Raw genomic sequence first — 22,928 nt, forward strand, 5'->3', positions numbered from 1 at the left:
GCCGATAGGTTCAGGGCCGTCGAGCGTCGAGTGCCGACATGGCCGCGCTGGACGCGTACGTGCTGGTGTTCGCGGCGGGGCTCGTCACCGCGCTCGCGACCGGGCTCGGCGCGCTCCCCTTCTTCGTCGTCCGCGAGGTCTCGGACAGGCTGAACGTCGTGCTGTGGGGCGTCGCCTCCGGCATCATGCTGGTCGCGAGCGCGTTCGGGCTGGTTCCGGAGGGGCTGGCGACGGGGTCGCCGACGATGGTCGTCGCGGGCCTGCTCGCGGGCGTCGTGCTGGTCGTCGTCGCGCACGACTACCTCGCCGACGCGGACATCGACCCGAAGGAGTACGAGGAGGCCGACTTCCGGAAGCTCGTGCTCATCCTCGGCGTGCTCACGGTCCACTCGTTCCCCGAGGGCATCGCCATCGGCGTCTCGTTCGCGGAGCTGAACCTGACGACGGGGCTGGCGCTGTTCGGGTTCACGGTCCCGGCGCTCGCGGTGGCGATGACCGTCGCCATCTCCGTCCACAACGTCCCCGAGGGGGTCGCCATCTCGATTCCGCTGCGCGACATGGGGCAGTCGCCGTGGCGGATGGTCGGCTGGTCGGTGTTCTCCAGCCTGCCCCAGCCCATCGGCGCGGTGATCGCGTTCGGGTTCGTACGGCTGGCCGCGCCGGTGCTCCCCTTCGGCTTCGGCTTCGCGGCCGGCGCGATGGCGTACCTCGTCGTCTCGGAGTTCGTCCCCGAGGCGCTTTCGGCGGGGGCGGACCTCGCGGGCGACGGCTACCGGGAACTCGCCGCCGGCATCGGCGGTGGCGGCGCCGGGATGGCGCTGTTGCTCGTCCTCGTCTGAGCCGCGGTCGGGGGGCGTCCGCGCCGGCCGAAAGGACAGGGATAAATGCTCGGACGACGAACGCCCGTCCACTATGGGCAAGAAGTCGAAGGCGAAGAAGAAGCGGCTCGGCAAGCTGGAGCGGCAGAACAGCCGCGTGCCGGCGTGGGTCATCATGAAAACGGACCGTGACACGATGCAGAACCCGAAGCGCCGCAACTGGCGGCGGAGTAACACGGACGAATGAGCGCGAGCGACTTCGAGGAACGCGTCGTCACCGTTCCCCTGCGCGACGCGAAGGCCGAGGCGAAGCACAAGCGCGCGGACAAGGCGATGTCCATCGTGCGCTCGCACCTCGCGAAGCAGTTCGCCGTGGACGGCGACGACGTGCGCCTCGACCCCTCCATCAACGAGGCCGTGTGGGAGCGCGGCCGCGCACAGCCCCCGTCGAAGCTCCGCGTCCGCGCGGCGCGCTTCGACGAGGACGGCGAGACGGTCGTCGAGGCGGAGACGGCGTAACGTGCTCCGGGCGGCCCTCGCCGGCTCCTCGTACGTCGGCGTCTTCGCCCGTGCGACGGACGACGTGTTGCTCGTGCGGCCCGACCTCGACGAAGAGCTCCGCGACTCCTTCGCCGACGAGCTCGACGTGCCCGCTGTCGCCACCACGGTCGGCGGCTCCGGCACCGTCGGCGCGCTCGCGACCGGCAACGAGAACGGCCTGCTCGTCTCCTCGCGCGTCTCCGACCTGGAGCGCGAGCGCATCGCCGAGGTGACGGACCTCGACGTCCACGAGCTACCGGGGCGCATCAACGCCGCCGGCAACGTCGTCCTCTGTAACGACACCGGCGCGTACGTCCACCCGGACCTCTCCCGGAAGGCGGTCCGGGCCGTGAAGGACGCGCTCGACGTGCCCGTCGAGCGCGGCGATATCGCGGGCGTCCGCACGGTCGGCACGGCCGCCGTCGCCACGAACGACGGCGTCCTGTGCCACCCGAAGGCGACCGACGAGGAGCTCGACTTCCTGGAGGACCACCTCGACGTGCCCGCCGACATCGGCACCATCAACTACGGCGGCGCGCTCGTCGGCTCCGGGCTGGTCGCCAACTCCTCCGGCTACGTCTGCGGCGAGGAGACGACCGGGCCGGAGCTCGGCCGCATCGAGTCCGCCCTCGGCTTCATCGACTGACGCCGTTTCTCCCCCTTCTCCCGGAGGTCGGGATAGAAGGATACTTCCCGCTCGCGCGACCCCTTTCGTGTATGAGTGAGTTCACGGTGAGCGGCCGATACCAGGCCCGCGACGGCTGGCAGGAGTTCGAGATGAGCGTCGAGGCGCCGAACGAGTCGGTCGCCGAGGAGCGCACGTACGCGAACCTCGGGTCCCAGCACGGGCTCAAGCGCACGGGCATCGACATCGGGGGTGTCTCCGCATGAGCATGGGAGGCGGCGGCGGCGCGATGCAGGAGCTCCAACAGCAGATGCAGGCGCTGGAGGAGGAGACGGAGGAGATAGAGGCCGAGATCGAGGAGCTGCGCGACGAGCAGGCCGACATCGACGACGCCGTCGAGGCCATCGAGACGCTCGACAGCGGGGCGACGGTGCAGGTGCCGCTCGGCGGCGGCGCGTACGTCCGCGCGACGGTCGAGGACATGGACGAGATCGTCGTCTCGCTCGGCGGCGGCTACGCGGCCGAGCACGAGGAGGACGACGCGATCGATACCCTCGAGCGCAAGCAGGACGCCATCGACGACGAGATCGACGAGCTGACCGAGGAGGTCGGCGAGATCGAGGCCGAGCGCGAGCAGCTCGAACAGCAGGCCCAGCAGATGCAACAACAGCAGATGCAGCAGATGCAACAGCAGATGGGCGGGATGGGCGGCGACGAGGGCGACGAGGAGGAGTAGGATGTTCGACTCGCTGAAGGAGAAGCTCGGGCGGTTCCAGGACGACGTCGAGGAGGAGGCCGAGGCGGCCGACGAGGCCGAGGAACCGACCGACGCCGACCCGGAGGCGAACGCGAGCGACGCGGAACCGACGGAGAGCGCCGACGCCGGTGAGGAAGAGGACGAGGTGAACCCCTCGGGCGACAGCCTCACCGAGCGCGCGAAGCTGTTCGCCACCGGCAAGGCGAAGATAACCGCCGAGGAGCTGGAGGGGCCGCTCGAACAGCTCGAACTCGCGCTGTTGCAGGGCGACGTGGAGATGAGCGTCGCGCGCGACGTCGTCGAGGGGCTGCGCGAGGAGCTCGTCGGGCAAACCCGCGCGCAGGTGAAGACCGGCGAGATCGTCATCGAGGAGGCCATCGGCAAGGCGCTGCTCGACGTCATCGACGTCGGCGAGTTCGACTTCGACGCGGAGATCGCCGCCCGCGAGAAGCCCGTGACGATAATCTTCACCGGCGTCAACGGCGTCGGGAAGACGACGACCATCGCGAAGCTCTCGCGCTACCTGGAGGAGCGCGGCTACTCCGTCGTGATGGCGAACGGCGACACCTACCGCGCCGGGGCGAACGAACAGCTCCAGCGGCACGCCGACAACCTCGACACGAAGCTCATCAGCCACGAGCAGGGCGGCGACCCGGCGGCGGTCATCTACGACGCCGTCGAGTACGCCGAGGCGAACGACATCGACGTGGTGCTCGGCGACACGGCCGGGCGGCTCCACACCTCGAACGACCTGATGGCCCAGCTGGAGAAGATAGACCGCGTCGTCGGCCCGGACATGACCCTGTTCGTGGACGAGGCCGTCGCCGGACAGGACGCGACCCAGCGCGCCAAGGAGTTCAACGACGCCGCGGAGATAGACGGCGTCGTGCTCACGAAGGCCGACGCCGACTCGCAGGGCGGCGCGGCCATCTCCATCGCCCGCGTGACGGGCAAGCCAATCGTCTTCCTCGGCACCGGGCAGGGGTACGACGACATCGAGCAGTTCGACCCCGAGACGATAGTCGAGCGGCTCACCGGGTAGCCACTAGGTACTTTCTTTCCGGCCGGTTCCCTCGTAGGAACGTGAACCCCGCAGTCACCCCCGAGCGCCGCGAGCGCGTGCGCGAGGTCGTCGGGCGCTACCGACGACGCGCCCGCCTCCTCCGGGTCGCCCTCCTGCTCCCCTTCGTCGTGGCGGTCGTCGCCGCAGCAGCCGTCGGGAACGCGCTCGCCATCGTCGGCGTCGGCCTCGTCGGCGTCGCCCTGCTCGTCGGCCCGGTGCTCGACCCCACCGCCCGCGCCGTCTACGTTACCGACGCCGACCCGGACGCGGTCCGCGACGCGCTCGCCGGGCCGTACTCGCCGCCGCTCGCGCTCGTCTGGGGCCGTGGCGAGGTCCGGGCGACCGACCGCGGCGGCGAGTACGAGTGGTCGATGCTCGGCGGACTCAGGTCCGCGACCCTGTCGTGGGACGCCGAGGACCGCGAGGAGGGACAGCGCGTCGTCTATGCCGCGAACGGAGAGCCGAAGGCGTACTACGACACGGCCGTCCGCCGCGAGGACGGGGAGACGGTGCTCGACATCGAGACCCGGTACGAGGGCCGCGTGGGCCTGAACGTCCTGCCGGGGGTCCTCGCCGCGCGCGGCCTGCGTCGCGAGGTGTGGGCCGCGCAGGGGTACGAGCGCCGGACACGGGAGGGCTCGCTGGTCTGACTACTCGTCGCTGTCCTCGTCGTTCTCGCCCGCCGACAGCCCGTCGTTGCGCTCGCGGTCGAGCGCGCGCGGCACGTCGTGGTGGGCGGAGTAGCCGTCGAACCACCGGACGATGCGCTCGATGCGGTCCACGACGTGGGCCGGCTCGCCCGCGCGCGAGAGTTCGTGGCCCTCGCGCGGATAGCGAACCAGCCGGGTATCGACGCCGACCCGTCGGAGGTAGCGGTAGAACATCTCGCCGTTGCACATCGGGACGCGGTAGTCCTCCTCGGAGTGCATCACGAGCGTCGGCGTCGTGACGTTCTGCACGTAGTTGACGGGCGACTGCTCGGCGAGGTACTCCGTGTCCTCCCACGGGAGGGCGTCGAAGTCCCCCTCGACGAGCTTGTACGCGCCGTCGGTCGAGCCGTAGAAGGAGGCGAGGTCGTAGACGCCCCGCTGGGCGACCGCGCCCTCGAAGCGGTCGGTGTGGCCGACCATCCAGCCGGTCATGAAGCCGCCGAACGAGCCGCCGGTGAGGAACTGCTGGCTCTCGTCCACGTCGTCGCGCGCGGCGACCGCGTCCGCGCCGTTGAGCACGTCGGTCATCGTCACGTCGCCCCAGTCCTCCGCGATGCCCTTCGCGAACGCCTCGCCGTAGCCGAGCGAGCCGCGGGGGTTCGACCAGAAGACGACGTAGCCGCGCGCCGCGAGCGTCTGGAACTCGTGCCACATCCCGCCGCCCGCGACCCACGTGACGTGGGGACCGCCGTGGACCTCCACCGCGAGCGGGTACTGCTCGCCGTCCTCCGCGTCCGGCGGTGTCAGCACCCACCCCTCGACGGTGTGGCCGTCGCTCTCGAAGGAGACGGGTTCGGGGACCGAGTAGGCGTGCGAGTCGAGGTAGTCGGCGTTCACCGCGGAGAGGCGCGTCAGGTCGCCGTCGGCGTAGGCGAACACGTCCGCGGGGTGCTCGGCCGTCGAGCGCGGGACGGCGACGGTGCCGCCGGCCGCGTGGAGTTCGGTCGCGCCGCCCTCGCCGACGAGCGTCTCCAGTTCGACGCCGCCGTCGAACGTCGCGCGCCGGACGACGACGTTCCCCTCGTCGGGCGTGAGGAAGTAGAGGTCGCCGTCGTCCCACGCCATCGAGCGCGAGCGGTGGAGCGTGCGGTCGAGGTCGGCCGTGACCGTCGTCTCCTCGTCCGTTTCCGGGTCCAGAACGCGCACGTCGGTCGGCTGCATCGAGGCGCGGTCCTCGGGCGTGTACGGGTACGCGAGGCGGCCGTCGGCGGCCACCTCGACCTGCGGGCCGTAGTCGGTCGTCGTAAAGACGTGTTCGGCCTCGCCGTCGCCGTCCGCGGGGACGCGCTCGACGTCGAACTCGATGGAGTCGTCCGGGTCGTCGACGGGCGTCTTCACCGCGTAGTAGAGGCTGTCGTCGTCGGCCCACGCCGGGAACTGGTAGTCGCGGTCGCCGTCCGTGAGCCGCGTCACATCCTCGGTGTCGAGGTCGACGACGTACACGTGCGAGCGCCCGCCGTCGAAGTACGACCGGAACGCCCGGTAGACGGTGCGGTCCTCGACGCGGGGGTCCGGTTCCTCGCGCTCGTACTCCTCGTCGGCGTCGAGGTCGTGTCCCGCGTCGCGCTCCTCGGCGGTCGCGGTCTGGGTGAAGGCGATGCGCGTGCCGTCGGGCGACCACGCGACGTTCGAGACGCCGCCCACGACGTTCGTGACGCGCTCGGACTCGCCGCCGTCGGCGGGCACGACGCGCAGCTGCGGGACGCCCTCCGTGCCGCGGTCGGAGACGAACGCGAGGCGGTCGCCGGCGGGCGACCACGTCGGTTCGGCGTCGTTCCCCTCGCTCGCGGTGAAGCGCCGCGGCTCGGCGCTCCCGTCGGCGGGGACGGTGTAGACGGTCGTCTCGTAGCTCTCGTCGTCCTCGGGTACCTTTCGCAGGAACGCCACGCGCTCGCCGTCGGGCGCGACGCTCGGGCCGGCGACCTGCGCGAGGTCGTGGTAGTCGCTCGCGCGGACCGGGTCGTTGCTCATACCGTTCGCTGGGAAGGCCGCGACATGAATCCGACGGAGACGGCGTTACAGGGCCTCCCGCGCGGCGAGGCCGGCGAGCGCGAGCGTCGCCCCGCCGGCGACGCCGCCGAGCCACCGCCGGGCGCGCGTGCTCTCGAACAGGGCGCGGGCGCGACCGGCCGCCAGCGCCGCCGCGTCGGACAGCGCCGGGGCGGCCCGCACCAGCGCGGCGAGGCCGACGACGGCGGCGACCGTGTGGACACAGACGCCGACGGCCACCCCGAGCGCGGCCCGGACGCCGGCGGCGCGGCCCGCGGCCACCGACTGCGCGAGGACGAACGCCGTGTCCGGGCCGGGCACGAGTATCAGCGCGACCGCGGCCGCGAGGTAGGTGACGAGGCCGGGCACGCCCGCCGGTTCGCGGCCGCGGACATAAACCCCGGCGCGACCGGCGGGGCCGCGGGGACGCCGCGGGCGGGGCCGTCGGCGCACGACCGACGGAAAAGCGTTTACCGCGTCGGCGGCGTAGGTTCTGCAAATGGTACTCGACGACTTGGGGAGCTCCCTCCGCGGCAGTCTCGACAAGCTGCGGGGGAAGTCCCGCCTCGACGAGGAGGACGTCGAGGAGATAGTCAAGGAGATACAGCGCTCGCTGCTGCAGGCCGACGTCTCCGTCGACCTCGTGATGGACCTCTCGGAGGACATCCGCGAGCGGGCGCTCAACGAGGAGCCACCGGGCGGCACGAGCGCGCGCGACCACGTCCTCCGCATCGTCTACGAGGAGCTCGTCGGGCTGGTCGGCGAATCGACCGACCTCCCGCTCGAATCACAGACCATCATGCTCGCCGGCCTGCAGGGGTCGGGCAAGACCACCTCCGCCGCGAAGATGGCGTGGTGGTTCTCGAAGAAGGGGCTGCGCCCGGGCGTCATCCAGACGGACACGTTCCGCCCCGGCGCGTACGACCAGGCGAAGCAGATGTGCGAGCGCGCCGAGGTGGAGTTCTACGGCGACCCCGACAACGACGACCCCGTGGACATCGCCCGGAAGGGGAAGGAGGAGCTGTCGGACGTGGACGTGCTCATCGTTGACACGGCCGGCCGCCACGCGCTGGAGGACACCCTCATCGGCGAACTGGAGGAGATAGAGCGGGTCGTCGACCCGGACCGCAATCTGCTCGTGCTCGACGCGGCCATCGGGCAGGGCGCGAAGGACCAGGCCGACGAGTTCGAGAGCGCCGTCGGCATCGACGGCGTCGTCATCACGAAGCTCGACGGGACGGCGAAGGGCGGGGGCGCGCTCGCCGCCGTCGACCGGACGGACTCCTCCATCGCCTTCCTCGGCACCGGCGAGGAGGTCCAGGACATCGAGCGGTTCGAGCCCTCGGGCTTCATCTCCCGACTCCTCGGGATGGGCGACCTCAAGCAGCTCACCGAGCGCGTCGAGCGCGCGATGGAGGAGACGGGCCAGACCGAGGAGGACTGGGACCCCGAGGAGATGATGAAGGGGGAGTTCACCCTCCACGACATGCGCAAGCAGATGGAGGCGATGAACAACATGGGGCCGCTCTCGCAGGTGATGGACATGATTCCGGGCCTCGGCGGCGGGCTGAAGGACCAGCTCCCCGACGACGCGATGGACGTGACCCAGGAGCGGCTTCGCGACTTCGAGGTCATCATGGACTCGATGACCGACGACGAGCTCGCGAACCCCCGCTCCGTCTCGAAGTCCCGCATCGAGCGGGTCGCGCGCGGCTCCGGCAAGTCCGAGGAGCAGGTGCGCGAACTGCTCGAACAGCACAAGATGATGTCCCGGATGATGAAGCAGTTCTCCGGGATGGGCGACGGCGACATGCAGCGGATGATGAAGAAGATGCAGGGCGGCGGCGGTGGCGGCGGCATGGGCGGGATGGGACCGTTCGGCGACTGATTCGAACCGTTCACACCCGCCCGCGGTACCGTTGTTTCCGGGCGAAAGGAGCCGTTTAGCCCCGTCCGTCGCGTCCGCCCCGACGACGGCCGTATTCGGTCGTTCCCCGCCCCCGTCGCGAGCGAACGTGCAACACGGCTGAAACGTCGATGCGGTTATCCCCTCCGCCGTCGAGGAAGGAACGAAGACACGTCGGCGGCCGAACGGTCGTGCGACCCGTGACTCGGGCCTCACTCCCCTCGACAGTGTCGCATACATCATGAACTACACAGACATCAAGACGCTCCTCTCGGAGGAGGACGCGGTATCGCCGGTCATCGGCGTCATCCTCATGGTCGCCATCACGGTCATCCTGGCCGCAGTCATCGGCACGTTCGTGCTCGGGCTGGGCGACCAGGTCCAGTCCAGCGCGCCCAACGCGAACTTCGAGTTCCAGTACGACGGAGGAGCCGATGGAGCTATCGATGACTCGACAAACGCTGACGACTCGTTCACAATCACTCACAACGGCGGTCAAGACGTTGATTCGTCCAATGTTCAAATCCTAGTCGATGGCACAGCAGTTCCCGATACCAACCTATCGCCTGGTAGCTGGGACACCACCATCTCGACGGGCAGCAGCTACACTGCGACTGAAGATGGTTCGAACAATGTCTTTGGTGGCGGCGAGAGCATCCGCGTCGTCTGGACCTCGCCCAACGGCGGTTCCTCGAACACCATCGGGCAGTCGACCGTCCCGAACTGAGGCCGACCTTCCTTCCGTTTTCACGACCGAGAGCGAGAGCTATCGTACGTCCGGGAGCGACAGGTAGCCCCGGCTGGGGAGGGACGCGACGACGACGGCCCCGACGACCACACCCGCCGGCCTTTTGCCGTCGCCGGGTGACCCCCGCGTATGAGCGTTCGCGACACCGCGACGGAGGCCTACCGGGAGGCCCTGCCGGTGGTCGCGATAAGCGCCGTCGGGGGGCTGTTCGCGGGCGTCGTCCTCGGGGGGATGGAGGCGGAACTGTCGGCGATTCCCGGCCTGCTGCTTCTGGTTCCCGCGCTGCTCGCGACGCGGGGGAACGTGTACGGCTCGCTCGGCGCGCGGTTGGCGAGCGCGCTCCATCAGGGGCTGGTGGAACCCCGCTTGGACCTCGCGGACGAGCGGACGCGCGCGGCGGTCGCGGCGGCGATGGCGAACGGCGTCCTCGTGAGCTGTTTCGCGGCGGTCGCGGGGTTCGCGCTGCTCGCCGTCCTCGGGCGAGACCACGCGAGCCTCGCGTCGCTCGTCGGCGTCGCGCTCGTCGCCGGACTGGTCTCCGGGCTCCTGCTCACCCTCGCCGTCGTCGTCGTGGTGTTCGTCGGCTACCGCCGCGGGCTCAACCCCGACACCCTCGCCGGGCCGGTGGTGACGACGACGGGCGACGTGGTCGGCGTGGCGACGATGCTGCTCGCCGCGCGGCTGGTGCTCGCGCTCGGGGGTGGGTAGATGGCCCGGTGGACCGTCCGCGCCATCGTCGCGGACATGCTCCCCGTCCTGCTCGTGTTGACGCTCGTGGAACTGGGCTCGGGGCTGGTGCTCGACACGCTCCAGTCCACCCTCCTGCGATACCCCTCGCTGTTGGTGCTCGTTCCCGTCGTCATCGGCGCGGCGGGGAACCTCGGCTCCATCATGGCCTCGCGGCTCTCCACCGCGACGCACCTGGGCCTGCTCTCCTTCGAGCCGACGGACCCGACGCTCGCGGGCAACGCGCTCGCGACCGGCGCGCTCGCGGCCACGCTGTTCCCCCTCGTCGGCGCGGGCGCGTGGGGCGTCCAGGCGCTCGTCGGCGGGGCGGCGCTCCCGCTCTCGACGGTCGTGCTCGTCGCGGGGCTCTCCGGCGCGGCGCTGGCGGTGCTGTCCGTCGTGGTGAGCGTCGCGGCCACGTACGCCGCCTACCGACTCGGCGCGGACCCCGACGACGTGGTGCTGCCCGTCGTTACGAACACGTGCGACGTGCTCGGCGTGCTCGTGCTGTTCGGGGTTGTCCGCGTCGTTCTCTGACTACTCGATGTCGAGGTCCTCGTCCGTCGGGTAGAACCGGTCGAGGATGTCGTCGAGGTACTCGATGGCCCCGAATATCAGGACGAACAGCCCCACGCCGAACGCGATGGAGAGCGGTTCCATAGCGTGTCATACGGTGTCACGACCTAAGTGTCTGTGGGAGGGGTGGTGTTCGGACGCTTCGGTCGGACGAGGATAGGTGCGAACGCTTCGAAACCGCTCGGAGTCGTATAACACCGGAAACACCTCGAAAGCCCCGAGGCGGACCGGGAGCGTCGCTCGCTGCGGTGCTGTCCTCGGCGGACTCGAAGGGCGAGCAAGGCGCGGCGCGGGCGACCGGAGGGAGCGCGCGCCGCGACACGAACGGGGAGCGAAGCGACCCGTGAGTCGGGACGACGGCGCGAAGCGGTGAGCACCGCAGGTGGTCGTCGGAGACGACCCCGAGGAGCGCGCCGTTCGCACCGAGTCCCGTGCAGCGAGGGCTTCGGAAGTGTCGTCCGTGGTTACGGAACGGCGGAAGGAGCGGACGAAAAGCGAGAAAACGGAAAACCGGAGAACGGAAGCCGCGACTAGCCGCCGAGGTAGAGCCGCGAAACCTCGGGGTTGTCGAGCAGGCCGTCGGCCTCGTCCTCGTAGGCGACGGTCCCCTGGTCGAGGACGTAGCCGTAATCCGAGATGGCGAGGCCCTTCTTGGCGTTCTGTTCGACCATCAGGATCGCGGTGCCGAGGTCGTTGACCGCCTGCACGTCGGCGAACACCTCGTCGGCGGTGTTCGGTGCCAGTCCGGCCGAGGGCTCGTCGATGAGGAGCACGTCGGGCTCCATCACGAGCGCGCGGGCGAAGGCGAGCACCTGTCGCTGGCCGCCGGAGAGGGTGCTGGCCTTGGCCTCGCGCTTCTCCTCCAGTATCGGGAAGCGGTCGTAGAGGCCGTCGATGACGGGGCCGAGGTCGTCGTCGCGCGCGACCCCGCCCATGCGGAGGTTCTCCGCGATGGAGAGGCTCCCGAACACGTTGTCCGTCTGCGGGACGTAGCCGACGCCCTCGCGGACGATGTCCTCCGGGGCCATCCCGCCGATGTCGCGGCCGTCGAACCGGACGCTCCCGGTCCACGGGGTCAGCATCCCGAAGACGGTCTTGAGCACGGTGGACTTCCCCGCGCCGTTCGGCCCGACGAGACAGGCGATCTCGTCGCGCGCGAGCGTGAGCGAGAGGTCGTCGAGCACCTGCACCTCGCCGTAGCCCGAGTCCACGCCGTCGACTTCGAGGACGGTATCGTCGGGCGCGGCGTCCGCGGCGTCCTCGCCGAACAGCGGGTCGTCGCCCGCGTCGCTCACGCGCCACCACCCCCGAGGTACGCGTCGATGACGCGGTCGTCGGCGCGGACGGCATCGGGCGAGCCCTCGACGAGGACGCTCCCCTGGTCGAGGACGATGATGGGGTCGGCGAGGTTCATGATGAACTCCATGTCGTGTTCGATGATACACAGCGTCACGTCCTCCTCCTCGTTGAGGCGGCGGACGTGCTCGCGAAGGGTGTTCGCGAGCGTGGGGTTGACCCCCGCGACCGGCTCGTCGAGCATCAACAGGTCCGGCTCGGTGAGCATGGCGCGCGCCAGCTCCACGAGCTTCATCTGCCCGCCCGAGAGGTCGGTCGCGGGCTGGGTCGCCAGATGCCCGATCTCGAACCGTTCGAGCATGGCGTGGGCGTCCTCGATGTTGGCCGTCTCGGCGGCGCGGACGCCCTCCGGGTCGGTGAAGAGCTTCACGAACGACTCGCCGGGCTGGTTCCGCGGGCCGACGAGCATCGCCTCGCGGACGGTCATCCCCTCCAGCTTCCGGGGAGTCTGGAACGTCCGGACGAGCCCCTCGGCGGCCACCTCGTGGGGGGCCGCGCCGGTCACGTCGGTCCCGTTGACCGTGACCGTGCCGCCGTCCGGCTCGTAGAAGCCGGAGACGAGGTTGAAGATGGTGGACTTGCCGGCGCCGTTCGGGCCGATGAGGCCCGTGATGGTGCCCCGCTCCACGGCGAAGGAGGCGTCGTCGGTGGCGACGAGGCCGCCGAACGTCTTGCGGAGGCCCTCGACGCGGAGGACGGCGTCCTCCTTGTCGAGGTTCGGACCGTCGTGGACGCCGCTCGTCTCACTCACGGTCCTCACCCCCGTCGTCGGCGTCGGCGGTGGTGGTGTCGTCGGCGTCCGCGGTGTCCGCGGACTCGTCGGGTGCCGACCCCTCGTCCGCCGCCGCGTCGGTCGCGGCGGTCTCGTGGGCGCCCGCGGTCGCGCCGTCCTCGATGGTCTCGCGCGGGTTCGTCTCGCCGGGGCCCGACGACTCGGCGACCGAGGCGGGCCAGACGAGTTCGCGCTGGGGCGGCAGGACGCCCTGCGGGCGGAACCGCATCACGAGGACGATGAGCAGCCCCACGGCGAGCAGCCGCGTGGACGCGAAGTTGTTCACGACCGTCGCGTAGGTCGTCGCCACCAGCTCCGGGAACGAGACGGCGAGGTCGGTAAAGGGGATACCCAACGACGGAAGCGCCTCGGGGAGCAGGTCGCCGAGGAAGCGCGTCCCCTCGCGGATGGCGATGACGACGAAGCCGCCGAACATCGCGCCGCGGTTCGAGCCGCTCCCGCCGAGGATGACCGCGATCCACACGTAGAACGTGTTGATGGGTTCGAGGTCGCCCGGGCTGACGAAGAGGTTCAGGTGGGCGTAGAAGACGCCCGCCAGCGCCATGATGACGCTCCCGAGCACGAACGACTGCATCTTCAGCGAGTAGGTGTCCTTGCCGAGCGCCTCCGCGAGGTCCTCGTCGGCGCGGACGGTGCGGAGCACGCGCCCCCACGGCGAGCGGTGCGCGCGCCGGAGGACGGCGTAGACCACGGCGACGAAGACGAAGACGAGCGCGACGTTCACGAGCGCCTGCCAGAACGGCGTGTCGAGCGTGAACCCGAGGATTCGCGTCGAGTAGACGCCCGGTATCGACACCTCCAGCTCCGCGACGCGGAGCGTGGGCATCGTCTCGGGGAACGTCCCCAGCAGGGGCCACCCCTCGAAGAAGCCGGGGAGGCCGCGGAGCCCCGCGCTCCCGTTCGTCACGTCCTGTTGGTTCAGGATGAGGACGCGGACCACCTCGGCCAGCCCCAGCGAGGCGATGGCGAGGTAGTCGGCCCGGAGCCGGAGCGTCGGGACGCCGATGGCGACGGCCACGACGGCCGCGAGCACGATGGCGACGAACAGGCCGACGAGCGTGAGCGGCACGACGCCGAGGAGCAGCGACCCCGACAGGCCGATGGGGGAACTCGACGCCGTGAGCAGGGCCGTCCCGTACGCCCCCAGCCCGAAGAACGCGGCGACGGAGAAGTTGATGAGCCCCGTGTACCCCCACTGGGCGTTGAGCCCGAACGAGAGCAGGACGTACATCCCGACGAGGCCGACGAGGTAGAGGAAGTACGTCGGCGAGAGCCCCCCGGTGATGAGGCCGAACAGCAGCAGGACGGAGAGGCCGACGACGAACGCCGACACCCCCTGCTCGGCGGCCGTGAGGCCGTCGAACCGCCCGCCCAGGCGGTCGGCGACGCTCACGACGCCTCCTCCCCGGCGATGCCGGACGGCCTGAACAGCAGCACCGCGACCATGATGAGGAAGGCCACGGCGTTGGCGTACTGGCTCCCGATGGGGATGCCGAACGCGTCGGGGACGAGGGGTATCTCGGCCCCGAGGTCGGGCAGTATCGGCATCAGCTGGTTCACCATCCCGATGAGGAAGCCGCCGGCCATCGCCCCGTAGACGGAGCCGATGCCGCCGAGGATGACCGCGGCGAAGACGACCAGCAGGATGTCGAACCCCATCCGGGGCGATATCTGGTTGTAGAGGCCGAGGAACGCCCCGCCGGCGCCCGCCAGCCCCGCGCCGAGTATCCACGTCCATATCTCGACGCGGTTGGTGCGGATGCCCGCGACCCGCGCGAGGTCCGGGTTATCGGCGGTGGCGCGCATCTTCCGCCCGAGGTCCGTGTACTGCAGCAGGGCGTGGAGCCCCGCGACGAGCACCGCCGCGGAGGCCACGATGGCCACGTCGTGGACGGTCATCCGGATACCGTAGGGCAACAGCGCCTCGATGGGCCGCTGGAGCTCGATGTCGAACTCGAACGGCTGGGCGCCGAAGCCCAGCCTGATGACCGAGCGATAGACGAACGCCACCCCGATGGAGGTGATGAGCAGGCCGATGGAGTCGATGTCCAGCGGCTCGTACACCAGCCGGTGGGTGAGCACGGCCACGAGGGCCGCGACGGCGACGCCGGCCGCGAGCGCGACGAAGAAGCCGAGCGGGAGCCCGAGCACCTCGCCGCCGAGCGCGCCGACGAACCCGAAGGTGACGAGGGAGGTGTACGCCCCCACCGTCATCGTGTCGCCGTGCGCGAAGTTCGCGAAGTCGGCGATGGAGTACACCAGCGACAGGCCGATGCTCGCGAGGACGATGATGCTGGAGTACACCAGCCCGTTCGCGAGGTATTCGAGGACGGACATCCCCGACTAGCCTTCGATGGTGCCGGTCTGGACGTACTCGTGGTCCTGGACGGTGAGGATCTGGAGGAAGCCGACCGGGTCCCCGTTCTCGTCGAAGTCGATGGGACCCGAGACCCCCTGGTAGTCGATGTCGGAGGCGGAGCCGTCCTCGCCGAGCACGTCCATCGCCTCGGCGAAGGTGAACACCTCCTCGCCCTCCGGACGGGTCACGTCGCGGACGGTCGCCTGCAGGCCCGCGCCCGTGAACTCGTCGGCCGTCGCGATGGACAGCGCCGCCGTGATGACGCAGTCGTAGGCGAACGCCGACCACGAGGTCGGGGCCTCGCCGTACGCGTCCTCGAACTCCGAGGCGAAGTTCTGGTAGTTCTCCTGGTCGATGGCCGCCGAGGGGGTGGCTATCTTCATCCCCTCGAGGCTCCCCTCCGGCGTGGAGGAGAGCACGTCCGGGCCGGCGACGGAGTCGGCGCCGTAGTACTGCGCCTCGTAGCCGTTGGAGTACGCCTCCTGGGCCATCGAGGTGAACTCCGGCTGGTAGGTGATGAACAGCCACGCGTCCGCGCCGGAGTTGGCCATCGCCGACACCGTCGAGGAGTACGACGACTGGCCCTGGTCGTGGGGCTGGTCGTAGGCGATGTCGCCGTCCCACTCGCTGCGGAAGGTCTCCGCGAGCCCCTGCCCGTAGTCGTTGTTCACCCACGCGAGCGCGACGGAGTCGTAGCCGTCGTCGGCGATGATGTTCGCCAGCGCCGACGACTGCGTGGAGCCGGTCGGCGACATGCGGAGCAGGCCGGGGAACTCGGTCAGTTCGGTCCCCGTGGAGTTCTGGCTCAGCTGGACCACGTCGGTCCCCTGGATGACCGACTCGTAGATGGCGAGCGAGACGCCGGAGCCGACCGCGCCGATGAGGAACGGGACGCCGTCCTGATTGACGAGCTTCTGGGCCGCCGAGACGCCGGCCTGCGACTGGCTCTCGGAGTCCTCGACGATGATGTCGAGCGGGCGGCCGCGGATGTTCCCGGCGTCCTCGATGGACTGCAGCGCCAGCTCCATCCCGCGCTCGTTGCGCTGGCCGAACGCCGACAGCGAGCCCGTGAGGGAGTTGACCATCCCGATGGAGTACGGCTCGCCGCTCATGTCGCCGTCCGTCTCGGTGGCAGTCGCGCCGCCGTTGCCGTCGCCGCCCGAGTCCGTCTCGGTCGCCGTACTGTCCGTCGAAGTCACACAGCCGGCGGTCAGCGCGAGCGCCCCCGCCCCCGAAGCGGTCAGAACGTCGCGCCGCCGGATGTTGGTATCGTCTCCCATAGTGAATCCGGTCGCACGTTTCGCCACGCCAAGGATGTATATGCCGCCGACCATGGTCGGGGACTCGCAGTATTCGCCGCGAGCGGGGCCGAGCCGACCGTCAGGGGTCGAGGAGCTTCGCCTCGGCCTTCCGCAGGTGTTCGAGCAGAGTGGTCTTCGAGACGCCGAACTCGTCGGCGAGTTCGCGGGTCGTCGCCTCGCGGGGCCAGCGGTAGTAGCCGGCGTCGCGGGCGGCCTCGAACGTCTCGCGCTGTTTCGGCGTCAGCGAGTCGAGCCGCTGTTCGCGCTCGGAGCGGGCGGTGTCGCCCGCGGTGATGGCCGCCACCTCCACCTCCGCGCCGGCGTCCGCTCGCACCCCGTCGAGCGCCGGCTCGATCTCCGAGCGGTCGCCGGCGAAGACGACCTGCCACTCCTCGCGGCCGTTCTCGATGCGGACGGGCGCGCTGTGGACGAAGCCGTGTTCGAGCAGCGTCGGACACACCATGTCGTTCGGGTCGTACTCCAGGAAGAACTCGCGGACGACGCTGCCCGGCGCGTCGCGGGCGCGCCCGAACCGCTGTTGGAGCTCCTGGACGTCGCCGGCGTGGGGCGACGCCTCTATCTCCGTGAGCAGGCGCTCGACCTCGGCCTCCGTCTCGCCGAAGGCGGTGAACAGGCCGTTGACCGACTCGGGGCGGTCGGCCTCGGGCGAACTGTACACCGCGTGGGCGAGCACCCCGCCGTCGACGTGCTCGGTGGCCCCGATGGCCCAGCAGTCGGGGTGCCACAGGTCCAGCGTCAGCCGCGTGCCGGCGTTCGCGGTGTAACTCATACGGGTGCAGAGACCGTTGGCGAACTTGTATGTGACGCCCTCTCACCGACCATGGGAGGAAAGACGGTATGAAGGTCGGGAGAGCACCCCGAGGTATGTCGGACACCTATCGGCACTACATCGACGGCGAGTGGACGGACGGCGCGGGGTCGGAGACGTTCGACTCCACGAACCCGGCCACGGGCGAGACGCTCGGCACCTTCCGCCGGGGTACCGAGAGCGACATCGACGCGGCGCTCGCGGCCGCCGACGCGGCCGAGGAGGGGTGGCAGGCGCTCAGCCACCCCCAGCGCGCGGAGTACCTCTGGGACATCTACTACGAGCTGAAGAGCCGCCACGAGGAACTCGGCGAGGTCGTCACCAAGGAGTGCGGCAAGGAGATATCCGAGGGGAAGGCCGACGTGACCGAGGCGTGGCACATGGTCGAGTGGGCCGCCGGCGACGCCCGCCACCCGAAGGGCGACGTCATCTCCTCCGAGATTCCCTCGAAGGACGCGTACATGCGCCGGAAGCCGCGCGGCGTCGTCGGCTGTATCACGCCGTGGAACTTCCCGGTCGCCATCCCCTTCTGGCACATGGCCGTCGCGCTGGTCGAGGGGAACACGGTCGTCTGGAAGCCCGCCGAGCAGACGCCGTGGTGCGGGCAGATCATCGCCGAGATGTTCGAGGACGCCGGCATCCCCGACGGCGTGTTCAACATGGTACAGGGCTTCGGCGACGTGGGCGCCGAGATAGTCGAGGACGAGCGGGTCGATACGGTCCTCTTCACGGGCAGCGCCGAGGTCGGCCACGAGGTCGCGGAGAAGGTCGCCCAGCAGCCCGGCAAGCTCGCCGCCTGCGAGATGGGCGGGAAGAACAACATCGTCGTCACCGAGGAGGCGGACCTCGACATCGCCGTCCACGCCGCCGTCATGTCGAGCTTCAAGACGACGGGCCAGCGCTGTGTCTCCTCCGAGCGGCTCGTCGTCCACGCCGACGTGTACGACGAGTTCAAGGAGCGGTTCGTCGAGATCGCGAGCGAGGTGGCCGTCGGCGACCCGCTCGACGAGTCCACGTTCATGGGGCCGCTCATCGAGCCCGAACACCTGGAGAAGGTCCGCTCGTACAACGACCTCGCGAAGGAGGAGGACGTGAACGTGCTCGTCGACCGCACCGAACTCGACGACGACGAGATTCCCGACGGCCACGAGGACGGCAACTGGGTCGGCCCGTTCGTCTACGAGGCCGACGCCGACGCGCCGCTACGGTGTACCCACGAGGAGGTGTTCGGCCCGCACGTCGCGCTCCTGAAGTACGACGGCGATATCGAGCGCGCCGTCGAGGTCCACAACGACACCGACTACGGGCTCGCGGGCGCGGTCATCTCGGAGAACTACCGGCAGATAAACCACTACCGCGACAACGCCGAGGTCGGGCTGGCGTACGGCAACCTCCCGTGTATCGGCGCGGAGGTCCACCTCCCGTTCGGCGGCGTGAAGAAGTCCGGCAACGGCTACCCGAGCGCCCGCGAGGTCATCGAGGCCGTCACCGAGCGTACGGCGTGGACGCTCAACAACTCGAAGGACATCGAGATGGCGCAGGGCCTGAGCGCGGACATCAAGACCTCGTCGGACGAGTAAACCCCCCTTCTCCCGTTCTCCCCGTCTCTCCCTATCCGTCTCTCCCCCTACCCGTCGAGCGTCGCCAGCACGAACTCCGTGCTCGACCCGAGCGGGTCGTCGGCCGCGAGCGTTCGGTAGTCGGTGAAGCCCGCGCGTTCCAGCTGCGAGAGCGTCGCCTCGCGCCCGGGCGCGGAGAAGAACATCTCCCCGCCCATCCACCCCCGGCGGACGGTCTCGAACCGTCCCGAGGGGAGCGTCGCCAGAACCCGACCGCCCGGGCGGAGCACGCGGGCGAACTCGCGGTACACCGCCGGCTGGTCGTCGCGCGGGACGTGGAAGACGGCGTGGTAGGCGGTTACGGCGTCGAAGGCGTCGTCGGCGAAGGGGAGCGCGACCATGTCGCCGCGGACGAGCCGCGCCCCCGGGACGCGCTCGCGGGCGAGTTCGAGCGCGCGGGCGGCGAAGTCGAGGCCGACGCTCCTCGGTGGGAGGTTCGCGAGCGTGCGCGCTCCGTCGCCACAGCCGACGTCGAGCACGTCGGGGTCGGCGGGCAGTTCGGCGAGCAGGTCGTCGAGCAGCGCGGCGTCGGAGCCGGTCGGGTCGCGCCGGCGGGCGTACTCGTCGCTGACGCCCTCCCACGCGAGCCGCACGTCGTCGCGGTCCATGGGGCGGCTACGCGCCCGGGGACCTTCACTGCTCGACGAACAGCGCGTAGAAGATGGTGGCGAAGCCGAGCGCGGTGAAAGCGCTCTCCACGACGAAGGCGAGCTGTCGGTCCACCGGGCCGATGGTGTCGACGGCCCCGGCGAGGAACGACCCCATGGTGATGATGCCGAAGCCGAGCGCGAGCGCGCCCAGCGCGTCCGCGTCCGTCCGACGGTACGCCTTGTAGCTGTAGTACGTTATCACGGCTCCGAGACCGAGGGTGACGGTCTTGAGCCCCGCGACGACGAGTGGATGTGTCATGTCGAGTCTCGCACCTCCTGCCACAGTTTCGCGACGCGCTCCTCGGGCGACCCGGCCGGTCGGTCCACCTCGACGGAGAGGTCGCGGTTCTCGGCCAACAGCACGTGGACGGCCTCGAAATCGACGACGTAGCGGGTCGTGTGGTGGCCGTCCGTCCGCAGTTCGGTCGACTCCTCGACGAGCGACGCCTCGGCGAGCATGTCGAGTTTCCGGTAGACGGTCGAGCGGGCGATGTCGCACTCGCCGGCCACCTCGTCGGCCGTGTGCGGCTCGTCGAGGACGGCGATTATCTCCCGGCACGCCGGGTCGTCGAGCGCGTTCAGCACGGCCTCGATATCTATCTCGTCCGCGAACGGGTTGCTCACGCCGGCACACCCCCGTCGAGGTAGTCGTCCAGCAGGGCGGCCTGCGCGCGCCGGAGCGCCTCGCTACACGTGGACTTCGCCATCCCGAGGTCGTCGGCGAGCGCCGCGAGCGAGCAGTCGCGCGGCGTCTCGAAGTAGCCCCGGTCGCGCGCGACCCGGAGGACGCGCCGCTGACGGGGCGTGAGCGGGGCGAGCGGGTCGGTGGCCGCGGTCACCGCCTCCACAGTGAAGGCGAGTCCGGCGGCGTCGAGTTCGTCGGAGAGCGCCGACAGCGCGGGGCGGGGCGCGACGACCGAGACGGAGAGCCTCCCGTCGGCGACCGTGCACGGGAACTCCGGCGGCGTGCCGGCGGCCGCGAACGCGTCGAACGGGGACGGGTCGTCGAGCGCGACGCGGCAGATGGCGGTGTCGCCGTCGCGCGCGAGCGGGTCGACGGCGGCCGCGGCCGTCTCGGCGAGCGCCCCGACGACCGCCGGGCCGTCGGCGGCCGTGACCTCGGCGAGCAGCGTCGCGCCGTCGGCGTTCGAGACGGCGGACCGGACGCGGAGCCGGGCCTCCGGACTGGCCCGAGAGACGCGGCCGAGCGGCCCGTCGGGCGGGAGCGTGACGGCGAGTCGTGCGCGTGGCATCGTCCCCCTCGTCCGGTCCTCGCCGTGGGAGCCACATTACCCTGCCGGGAGCGGCGCGAACACCCTATATAAACAAGTGACCGAACATGTTCACGACAGTCCCGCCGACGCGGACTCGGCGTTGGGGGCTACAAGTGTCCCCCGTATACGACGGCGTGTATGACACCGGACATCGGCGCACCCGGCACTGGTATCACGCGACGGGAGTTCGTGGCCGCGACGGGGACCGCGGGGGTCGCCGCGGCGGCCGGCTGTACGACCACGACCGAGCCCGCCGTCGAGGAGCGGGGCGGCTCGCGGGCGGCGATGGAGCCGTCGCTGCCGACGACGAGTCCCCCCGAGGTCGTCGACATCAACGAGCGGGGCGGGTCGGTCACGCTCCGGACGGTGGCGGCGGCACACGAGGTCCACCCCGGTCAGTCGATGGGCGGCCCGGTGCGGCTCCCGACCGTCTGGGCGTGGCAGGCCGACGACGGGGAGCCGTCGGTTCCCGGCCCCGTCCTCCGCGTCGAGGAGGGGACGGAGTTCGAGATAACGCTCGACAACACCGGCGTGGAGATGCCCCACACGTTCCACGTCCACGGGCTGCAGACGACGTGGGAGAACGACGGCGTCCCGACCTCGACCGGCATCACCGTCGGGCCGGACGAGACGCACACCTACCAGTTCACCGCGAACACGCCCGGCACGCACATCTACCACTGTCACTACCAGACGCCCCGACACATCGAGATGGGGATGTACGGGGCGCTCCGCGTCGACCCCGAGGGGTACGAGGAGGCGGACAAGGAGTACTTCATGACGTTCAAGGAGTGGGACTCGCGGCTCTCGCGCCAGTTGGCCGGCGGGGACGCCACCTACGACATCACGAACCGCCGGCCCGACGTGTTCACCATCAACGGGAAGTCGGCGCCGCGGACGCTCCACCCGGAGGACGGCTCGCCGGTCATCGTCGATAGCGGCGACACCGTCAGGCTCCACCTGACGAACGCCGGCTTCCGCGCCCACCCGATGCACACCCACAACCACCGGTTCCGGGTCGTGGAGCGCGACGGCTCGCCGGTGCCCGAGGCCGCCCAGTACGCCCGCGACACCCAGAACATCGGGCCGGCCGAGCGGTACACGGTGGAGTTCGAGGCGGACGCGGACCCCGGCATCTACCTCATGCACTGTCACAAGGTGGACCACGTCACGAACGGCTCCACGTACCCCGGCGGGATGTTGACGGGTATCGTCTACCGCGAGGCGATGGACACGGACATCTTCGCCCAACTGATGGAGTACGCCGGCTACGAGGGGTGATTCCGATGGCGACGCGCAGGGGGTTCATGACGGCGATGGCGGCCGGGGCGGGCGCGACGCTCGCCGTCGGCCCGGCCGCCGCACAGTCCGGCGTCGACCTGACGGACTGGCTCTCGGACGTCGACAACGCCGGGAGCGTGGTCGACAGAACCGGGACGAGCGAGACGACCGTGGCCGTCGGCGCGGACGGCAACGGCGGCGCGTTCGGCTTCGGCCCGCCGGTCGTCCGGGTCGACCCCGGTACCACGGTCACCTTCGAGTGGACCGGCGGCGGCGGGAGCCACAACGTCGTGGCCGACGACGGGAGCTTCGAGTCCCCGATGCAGGGGAGCGAGGGGGCGACGTTCGCCCACACGTTCGAGTCGGCGGGCGTCACCCGCTACTACTGTTCGCCCCACGAGACGATGGGGATGAAGGGGGTCGTCGTCGTCGGGGACGCGCAGGTGACGCTGCCCGGCGGCGCGACGCCCACGCCCACCGCGACCGAGACCGAGACGGCCGAGCCGCGGTCGTTCGACGGCTGGCTCGCGAACACCGACAACTACGACGGCGTCGTCGACCGGCGCGGCGAGGAGGAGGTCGTGGTCGAGGTCGGCGCCGAGGGGAACGGCGGCCCGCTCGCCTTCGAGCCGGCGGCCGTCCGCGTCTCCTCGGGGACGACGGTGAAGTGGGAGTGGGTCGGCCCGCGCCGCTACGACGTGGTCGACCCCGACCTCGGCTACGGCTCCGAGCAGGTCACGGGAGAGGGGTACGGCTACGCCGTCGAGTTCAGCGAGAACGGGCTCTCGAAGTACGAGTGTACGAAGTACGGCGACCAGGGGATGCGCGGCGTCGTGGTCGTCGGCGACGGCCCGCGGGAGACCCTGAGCTGGCAGGGGGTGGGTGCGGCCGGCCTGCTCGGAAGCCTGCTCGCCGTGCCGCTCGCGGCCGGGGTGCGCCTGCACGCGAAGACGACGACGCGCGCGGGCAAGAACTTCGGCCGGGGCGACGAGTAGGCGTTTAGTCGCT

General features: G+C 70.4%; 28 protein-coding genes. 15 read left to right on the plus strand and 13 right to left on the minus strand.

Going from position 1 to position 22,928, the window contains the following annotated elements; translation table 11 throughout:
- Positions 1 to 38 precede the first annotated feature (38 nt).
- The 8 genes from P2T37_RS05670 (at position 39) to P2T37_RS05705 (ending at position 4,453) form a co-directional block, all read left to right on the plus strand.
- Positions 39 to 839 carry a ZIP family metal transporter gene (locus P2T37_RS05670; RefSeq protein WP_276235826.1) on the plus strand — a complete coding sequence of 267 codons (801 nt, stop codon included), beginning with the start codon at positions 39 to 41 and terminating at the stop codon, positions 837 to 839.
- 73 nt (positions 840 to 912) lie between these two features.
- The gene (locus P2T37_RS05675; protein ID WP_276235827.1) at positions 913 to 1,065 is read left to right on the plus strand and encodes a 50S ribosomal protein L39e; all 153 of its coding nucleotides are present in this window, start codon (positions 913 to 915) and stop codon (positions 1,063 to 1,065) included.
- Positions 1,062 to 1,337 carry a 50S ribosomal protein L31e gene (locus P2T37_RS05680; protein ID WP_276235828.1) on the plus strand — a complete coding sequence of 92 codons (276 nt, stop codon included), beginning with the start codon at positions 1,062 to 1,064 and terminating at the stop codon, positions 1,335 to 1,337. Before P2T37_RS05675 ends, P2T37_RS05680 begins: the two co-directional genes overlap by 4 nt.
- Position 1,338: 1 nt before the next feature.
- The gene (locus P2T37_RS05685) at positions 1,339 to 2,004 is read left to right on the plus strand and encodes a translation initiation factor IF-6 (protein ID WP_276235829.1); all 666 of its coding nucleotides are present in this window, start codon (positions 1,339 to 1,341) and stop codon (positions 2,002 to 2,004) included.
- A gap of 71 nt (positions 2,005 to 2,075) precedes the next feature.
- The gene (gene rpl18a / locus P2T37_RS05690) at positions 2,076 to 2,249 is read left to right on the plus strand and encodes a 50S ribosomal protein L18Ae (protein ID WP_276235830.1); all 174 of its coding nucleotides are present in this window, start codon (positions 2,076 to 2,078) and stop codon (positions 2,247 to 2,249) included.
- Between the two features lie 2 nt (positions 2,250 to 2,251).
- Entirely contained in the window at positions 2,252 to 2,719 is a 468-nt protein-coding gene (gene pfdA, locus P2T37_RS05695) for a prefoldin subunit alpha (protein ID WP_382211818.1), read from the plus strand.
- Between the two features lies 1 nt (position 2,720).
- Entirely contained in the window at positions 2,721 to 3,782 is a 1,062-nt protein-coding gene (gene ftsY, locus P2T37_RS05700; RefSeq protein WP_276235832.1) for a signal recognition particle-docking protein FtsY, read from the plus strand.
- A 41-nt stretch (positions 3,783 to 3,823) separates the two neighbouring features.
- Positions 3,824 to 4,453 carry a hypothetical protein gene (locus P2T37_RS05705; RefSeq protein WP_276235833.1) on the plus strand — a complete coding sequence of 210 codons (630 nt, stop codon included), beginning with the start codon at positions 3,824 to 3,826 and terminating at the stop codon, positions 4,451 to 4,453.
- On the opposite strand, the gene P2T37_RS05710 is transcribed toward P2T37_RS05705, so the two are convergent.
- Both P2T37_RS05710 and P2T37_RS05715 read right to left on the minus strand, forming a co-directional pair.
- Positions 4,454 to 6,484: a S9 family peptidase gene (locus P2T37_RS05710; RefSeq protein WP_276235834.1), complete on the minus strand. Its 2,031-nt coding sequence runs from the start codon at positions 6,482 to 6,484 to the stop codon at positions 4,454 to 4,456.
- Between the two features lie 45 nt (positions 6,485 to 6,529).
- Positions 6,530 to 6,871: a LysE family transporter gene (locus P2T37_RS05715; protein ID WP_276235835.1), complete on the minus strand. Its 342-nt coding sequence runs from the start codon at positions 6,869 to 6,871 to the stop codon at positions 6,530 to 6,532.
- Between the two features lie 130 nt (positions 6,872 to 7,001).
- On the opposite strand from P2T37_RS05715, the gene P2T37_RS05720 reads away from it, so the two are divergent.
- The 4 genes from P2T37_RS05720 to P2T37_RS05735 all read left to right on the plus strand — a co-directional run bounded on the left by P2T37_RS05720 (position 7,002) and on the right by P2T37_RS05735 (position 10,419).
- On the plus strand, positions 7,002 to 8,390 hold the full coding sequence (locus P2T37_RS05720; protein ID WP_276235836.1) for a signal recognition particle protein Srp54: 1,389 nt from the start codon (positions 7,002 to 7,004) through the stop codon (positions 8,388 to 8,390).
- 259 nt (positions 8,391 to 8,649) lie between these two features.
- Positions 8,650 to 9,135, plus strand: a complete 486-nt coding sequence (locus tag P2T37_RS05725; protein WP_276235837.1) for a type IV pilin N-terminal domain-containing protein — start codon at positions 8,650 to 8,652, stop codon at positions 9,133 to 9,135.
- Between the two features lie 150 nt (positions 9,136 to 9,285).
- Positions 9,286 to 9,864 carry a magnesium transporter gene (locus P2T37_RS05730; protein ID WP_276235838.1) on the plus strand — a complete coding sequence of 193 codons (579 nt, stop codon included), beginning with the start codon at positions 9,286 to 9,288 and terminating at the stop codon, positions 9,862 to 9,864.
- Positions 9,865 to 10,419 (plus strand): magnesium transporter, encoded by a 555-nt coding sequence (locus P2T37_RS05735; RefSeq protein WP_276235839.1) that lies wholly within the window; start codon positions 9,865 to 9,867, stop codon positions 10,417 to 10,419.
- Here P2T37_RS05735 and P2T37_RS05740 read toward each other — a convergent pair whose 3' ends face one another.
- The 7 genes from P2T37_RS05740 to P2T37_RS05770 form a co-directional block, all read right to left on the minus strand.
- Complete coding sequence (locus P2T37_RS05740) at positions 10,420 to 10,542, minus strand: hypothetical protein (protein ID WP_276235840.1); 123 nt, start codon at positions 10,540 to 10,542, stop codon at positions 10,420 to 10,422.
- Positions 10,543 to 10,988: 446 nt separating this feature from the next.
- Entirely contained in the window at positions 10,989 to 11,729 is a 741-nt protein-coding gene (locus P2T37_RS05745) for an ABC transporter ATP-binding protein (RefSeq protein ID WP_337250422.1), read from the minus strand.
- Between the two features lie 20 nt (positions 11,730 to 11,749).
- Positions 11,750 to 12,565 (minus strand): ABC transporter ATP-binding protein, encoded by an 816-nt coding sequence (locus P2T37_RS05750; protein WP_276235842.1) that lies wholly within the window; start codon positions 12,563 to 12,565, stop codon positions 11,750 to 11,752.
- On the minus strand, positions 12,558 to 14,000 hold the full coding sequence (locus P2T37_RS05755; RefSeq protein ID WP_276235843.1) for a branched-chain amino acid ABC transporter permease: 1,443 nt from the start codon (positions 13,998 to 14,000) through the stop codon (positions 12,558 to 12,560). Before P2T37_RS05755 ends, P2T37_RS05750 begins: the two co-directional genes overlap by 8 nt.
- Positions 13,997 to 14,944: a branched-chain amino acid ABC transporter permease gene (locus tag P2T37_RS05760; RefSeq protein ID WP_276235844.1), complete on the minus strand. Its 948-nt coding sequence runs from the start codon at positions 14,942 to 14,944 to the stop codon at positions 13,997 to 13,999. The genes P2T37_RS05755 and P2T37_RS05760 overlap by 4 nt, the downstream gene beginning before the upstream one ends.
- A 6-nt stretch (positions 14,945 to 14,950) precedes the next feature.
- Positions 14,951 to 16,246, minus strand: coding sequence for an ABC transporter substrate-binding protein (locus P2T37_RS05765; RefSeq protein ID WP_276235845.1), 1,296 nt, complete (start codon positions 16,244 to 16,246; stop codon positions 14,951 to 14,953).
- A 100-nt stretch (positions 16,247 to 16,346) separates the two neighbouring features.
- Positions 16,347 to 17,057, minus strand: coding sequence for a helix-turn-helix domain-containing protein (locus P2T37_RS05770; protein ID WP_276235846.1), 711 nt, complete (start codon positions 17,055 to 17,057; stop codon positions 16,347 to 16,349).
- Positions 17,058 to 17,152: 95 nt separating this feature from the next.
- Here P2T37_RS05770 and P2T37_RS05775 point away from each other — a divergent pair, with 95 nt between their 5' ends.
- Positions 17,153 to 18,676 (plus strand): aldehyde dehydrogenase family protein, encoded by a 1,524-nt coding sequence (locus P2T37_RS05775; protein ID WP_276235847.1) that lies wholly within the window; start codon positions 17,153 to 17,155, stop codon positions 18,674 to 18,676.
- 47 nt (positions 18,677 to 18,723) lie between these two features.
- On the opposite strand, the gene P2T37_RS05780 is transcribed toward P2T37_RS05775, so the two are convergent.
- Genes P2T37_RS05780 through P2T37_RS05795 form a run of 4 tightly spaced genes read right to left on the minus strand, consistent with a single transcriptional unit; the run spans position 18,724 to position 20,618 of the window.
- Positions 18,724 to 19,323, minus strand: a complete 600-nt coding sequence (locus P2T37_RS05780; RefSeq protein ID WP_276235848.1) for a class I SAM-dependent methyltransferase — start codon at positions 19,321 to 19,323, stop codon at positions 18,724 to 18,726.
- 25 nt (positions 19,324 to 19,348) lie between these two features.
- Complete coding sequence (locus tag P2T37_RS05785; protein WP_276235849.1) at positions 19,349 to 19,624, minus strand: DUF7521 family protein; 276 nt, start codon at positions 19,622 to 19,624, stop codon at positions 19,349 to 19,351.
- The gene (locus P2T37_RS05790) at positions 19,621 to 19,989 is read right to left on the minus strand and encodes a winged helix-turn-helix domain-containing protein (RefSeq protein WP_276235850.1); all 369 of its coding nucleotides are present in this window, start codon (positions 19,987 to 19,989) and stop codon (positions 19,621 to 19,623) included. Before P2T37_RS05790 ends, P2T37_RS05785 begins: the two co-directional genes overlap by 4 nt.
- Positions 19,986 to 20,618 (minus strand): helix-turn-helix domain-containing protein, encoded by a 633-nt coding sequence (locus tag P2T37_RS05795; RefSeq protein ID WP_276235851.1) that lies wholly within the window; start codon positions 20,616 to 20,618, stop codon positions 19,986 to 19,988. The genes P2T37_RS05790 and P2T37_RS05795 overlap by 4 nt, the downstream gene beginning before the upstream one ends.
- A 159-nt stretch (positions 20,619 to 20,777) precedes the next feature.
- Between P2T37_RS05795 and P2T37_RS05800 the strand changes: the two genes are divergently transcribed.
- Positions 20,778 to 21,920: a multicopper oxidase domain-containing protein gene (locus P2T37_RS05800; RefSeq protein WP_276235852.1), complete on the plus strand. Its 1,143-nt coding sequence runs from the start codon at positions 20,778 to 20,780 to the stop codon at positions 21,918 to 21,920.
- Positions 21,921 to 21,925: 5 nt separating this feature from the next.
- On the plus strand, positions 21,926 to 22,915 hold the full coding sequence (locus tag P2T37_RS05805; RefSeq protein WP_276235853.1) for a halocyanin domain-containing protein: 990 nt from the start codon (positions 21,926 to 21,928) through the stop codon (positions 22,913 to 22,915).
- Positions 22,916 to 22,928: the final 13 nt, after the last annotated feature.

The organism is Halosegnis marinus (genome assembly GCF_029338355.1).
GTDB lineage: Archaea > Halobacteriota > Halobacteria > Halobacteriales > Haloarculaceae > Halosegnis > Halosegnis marinus.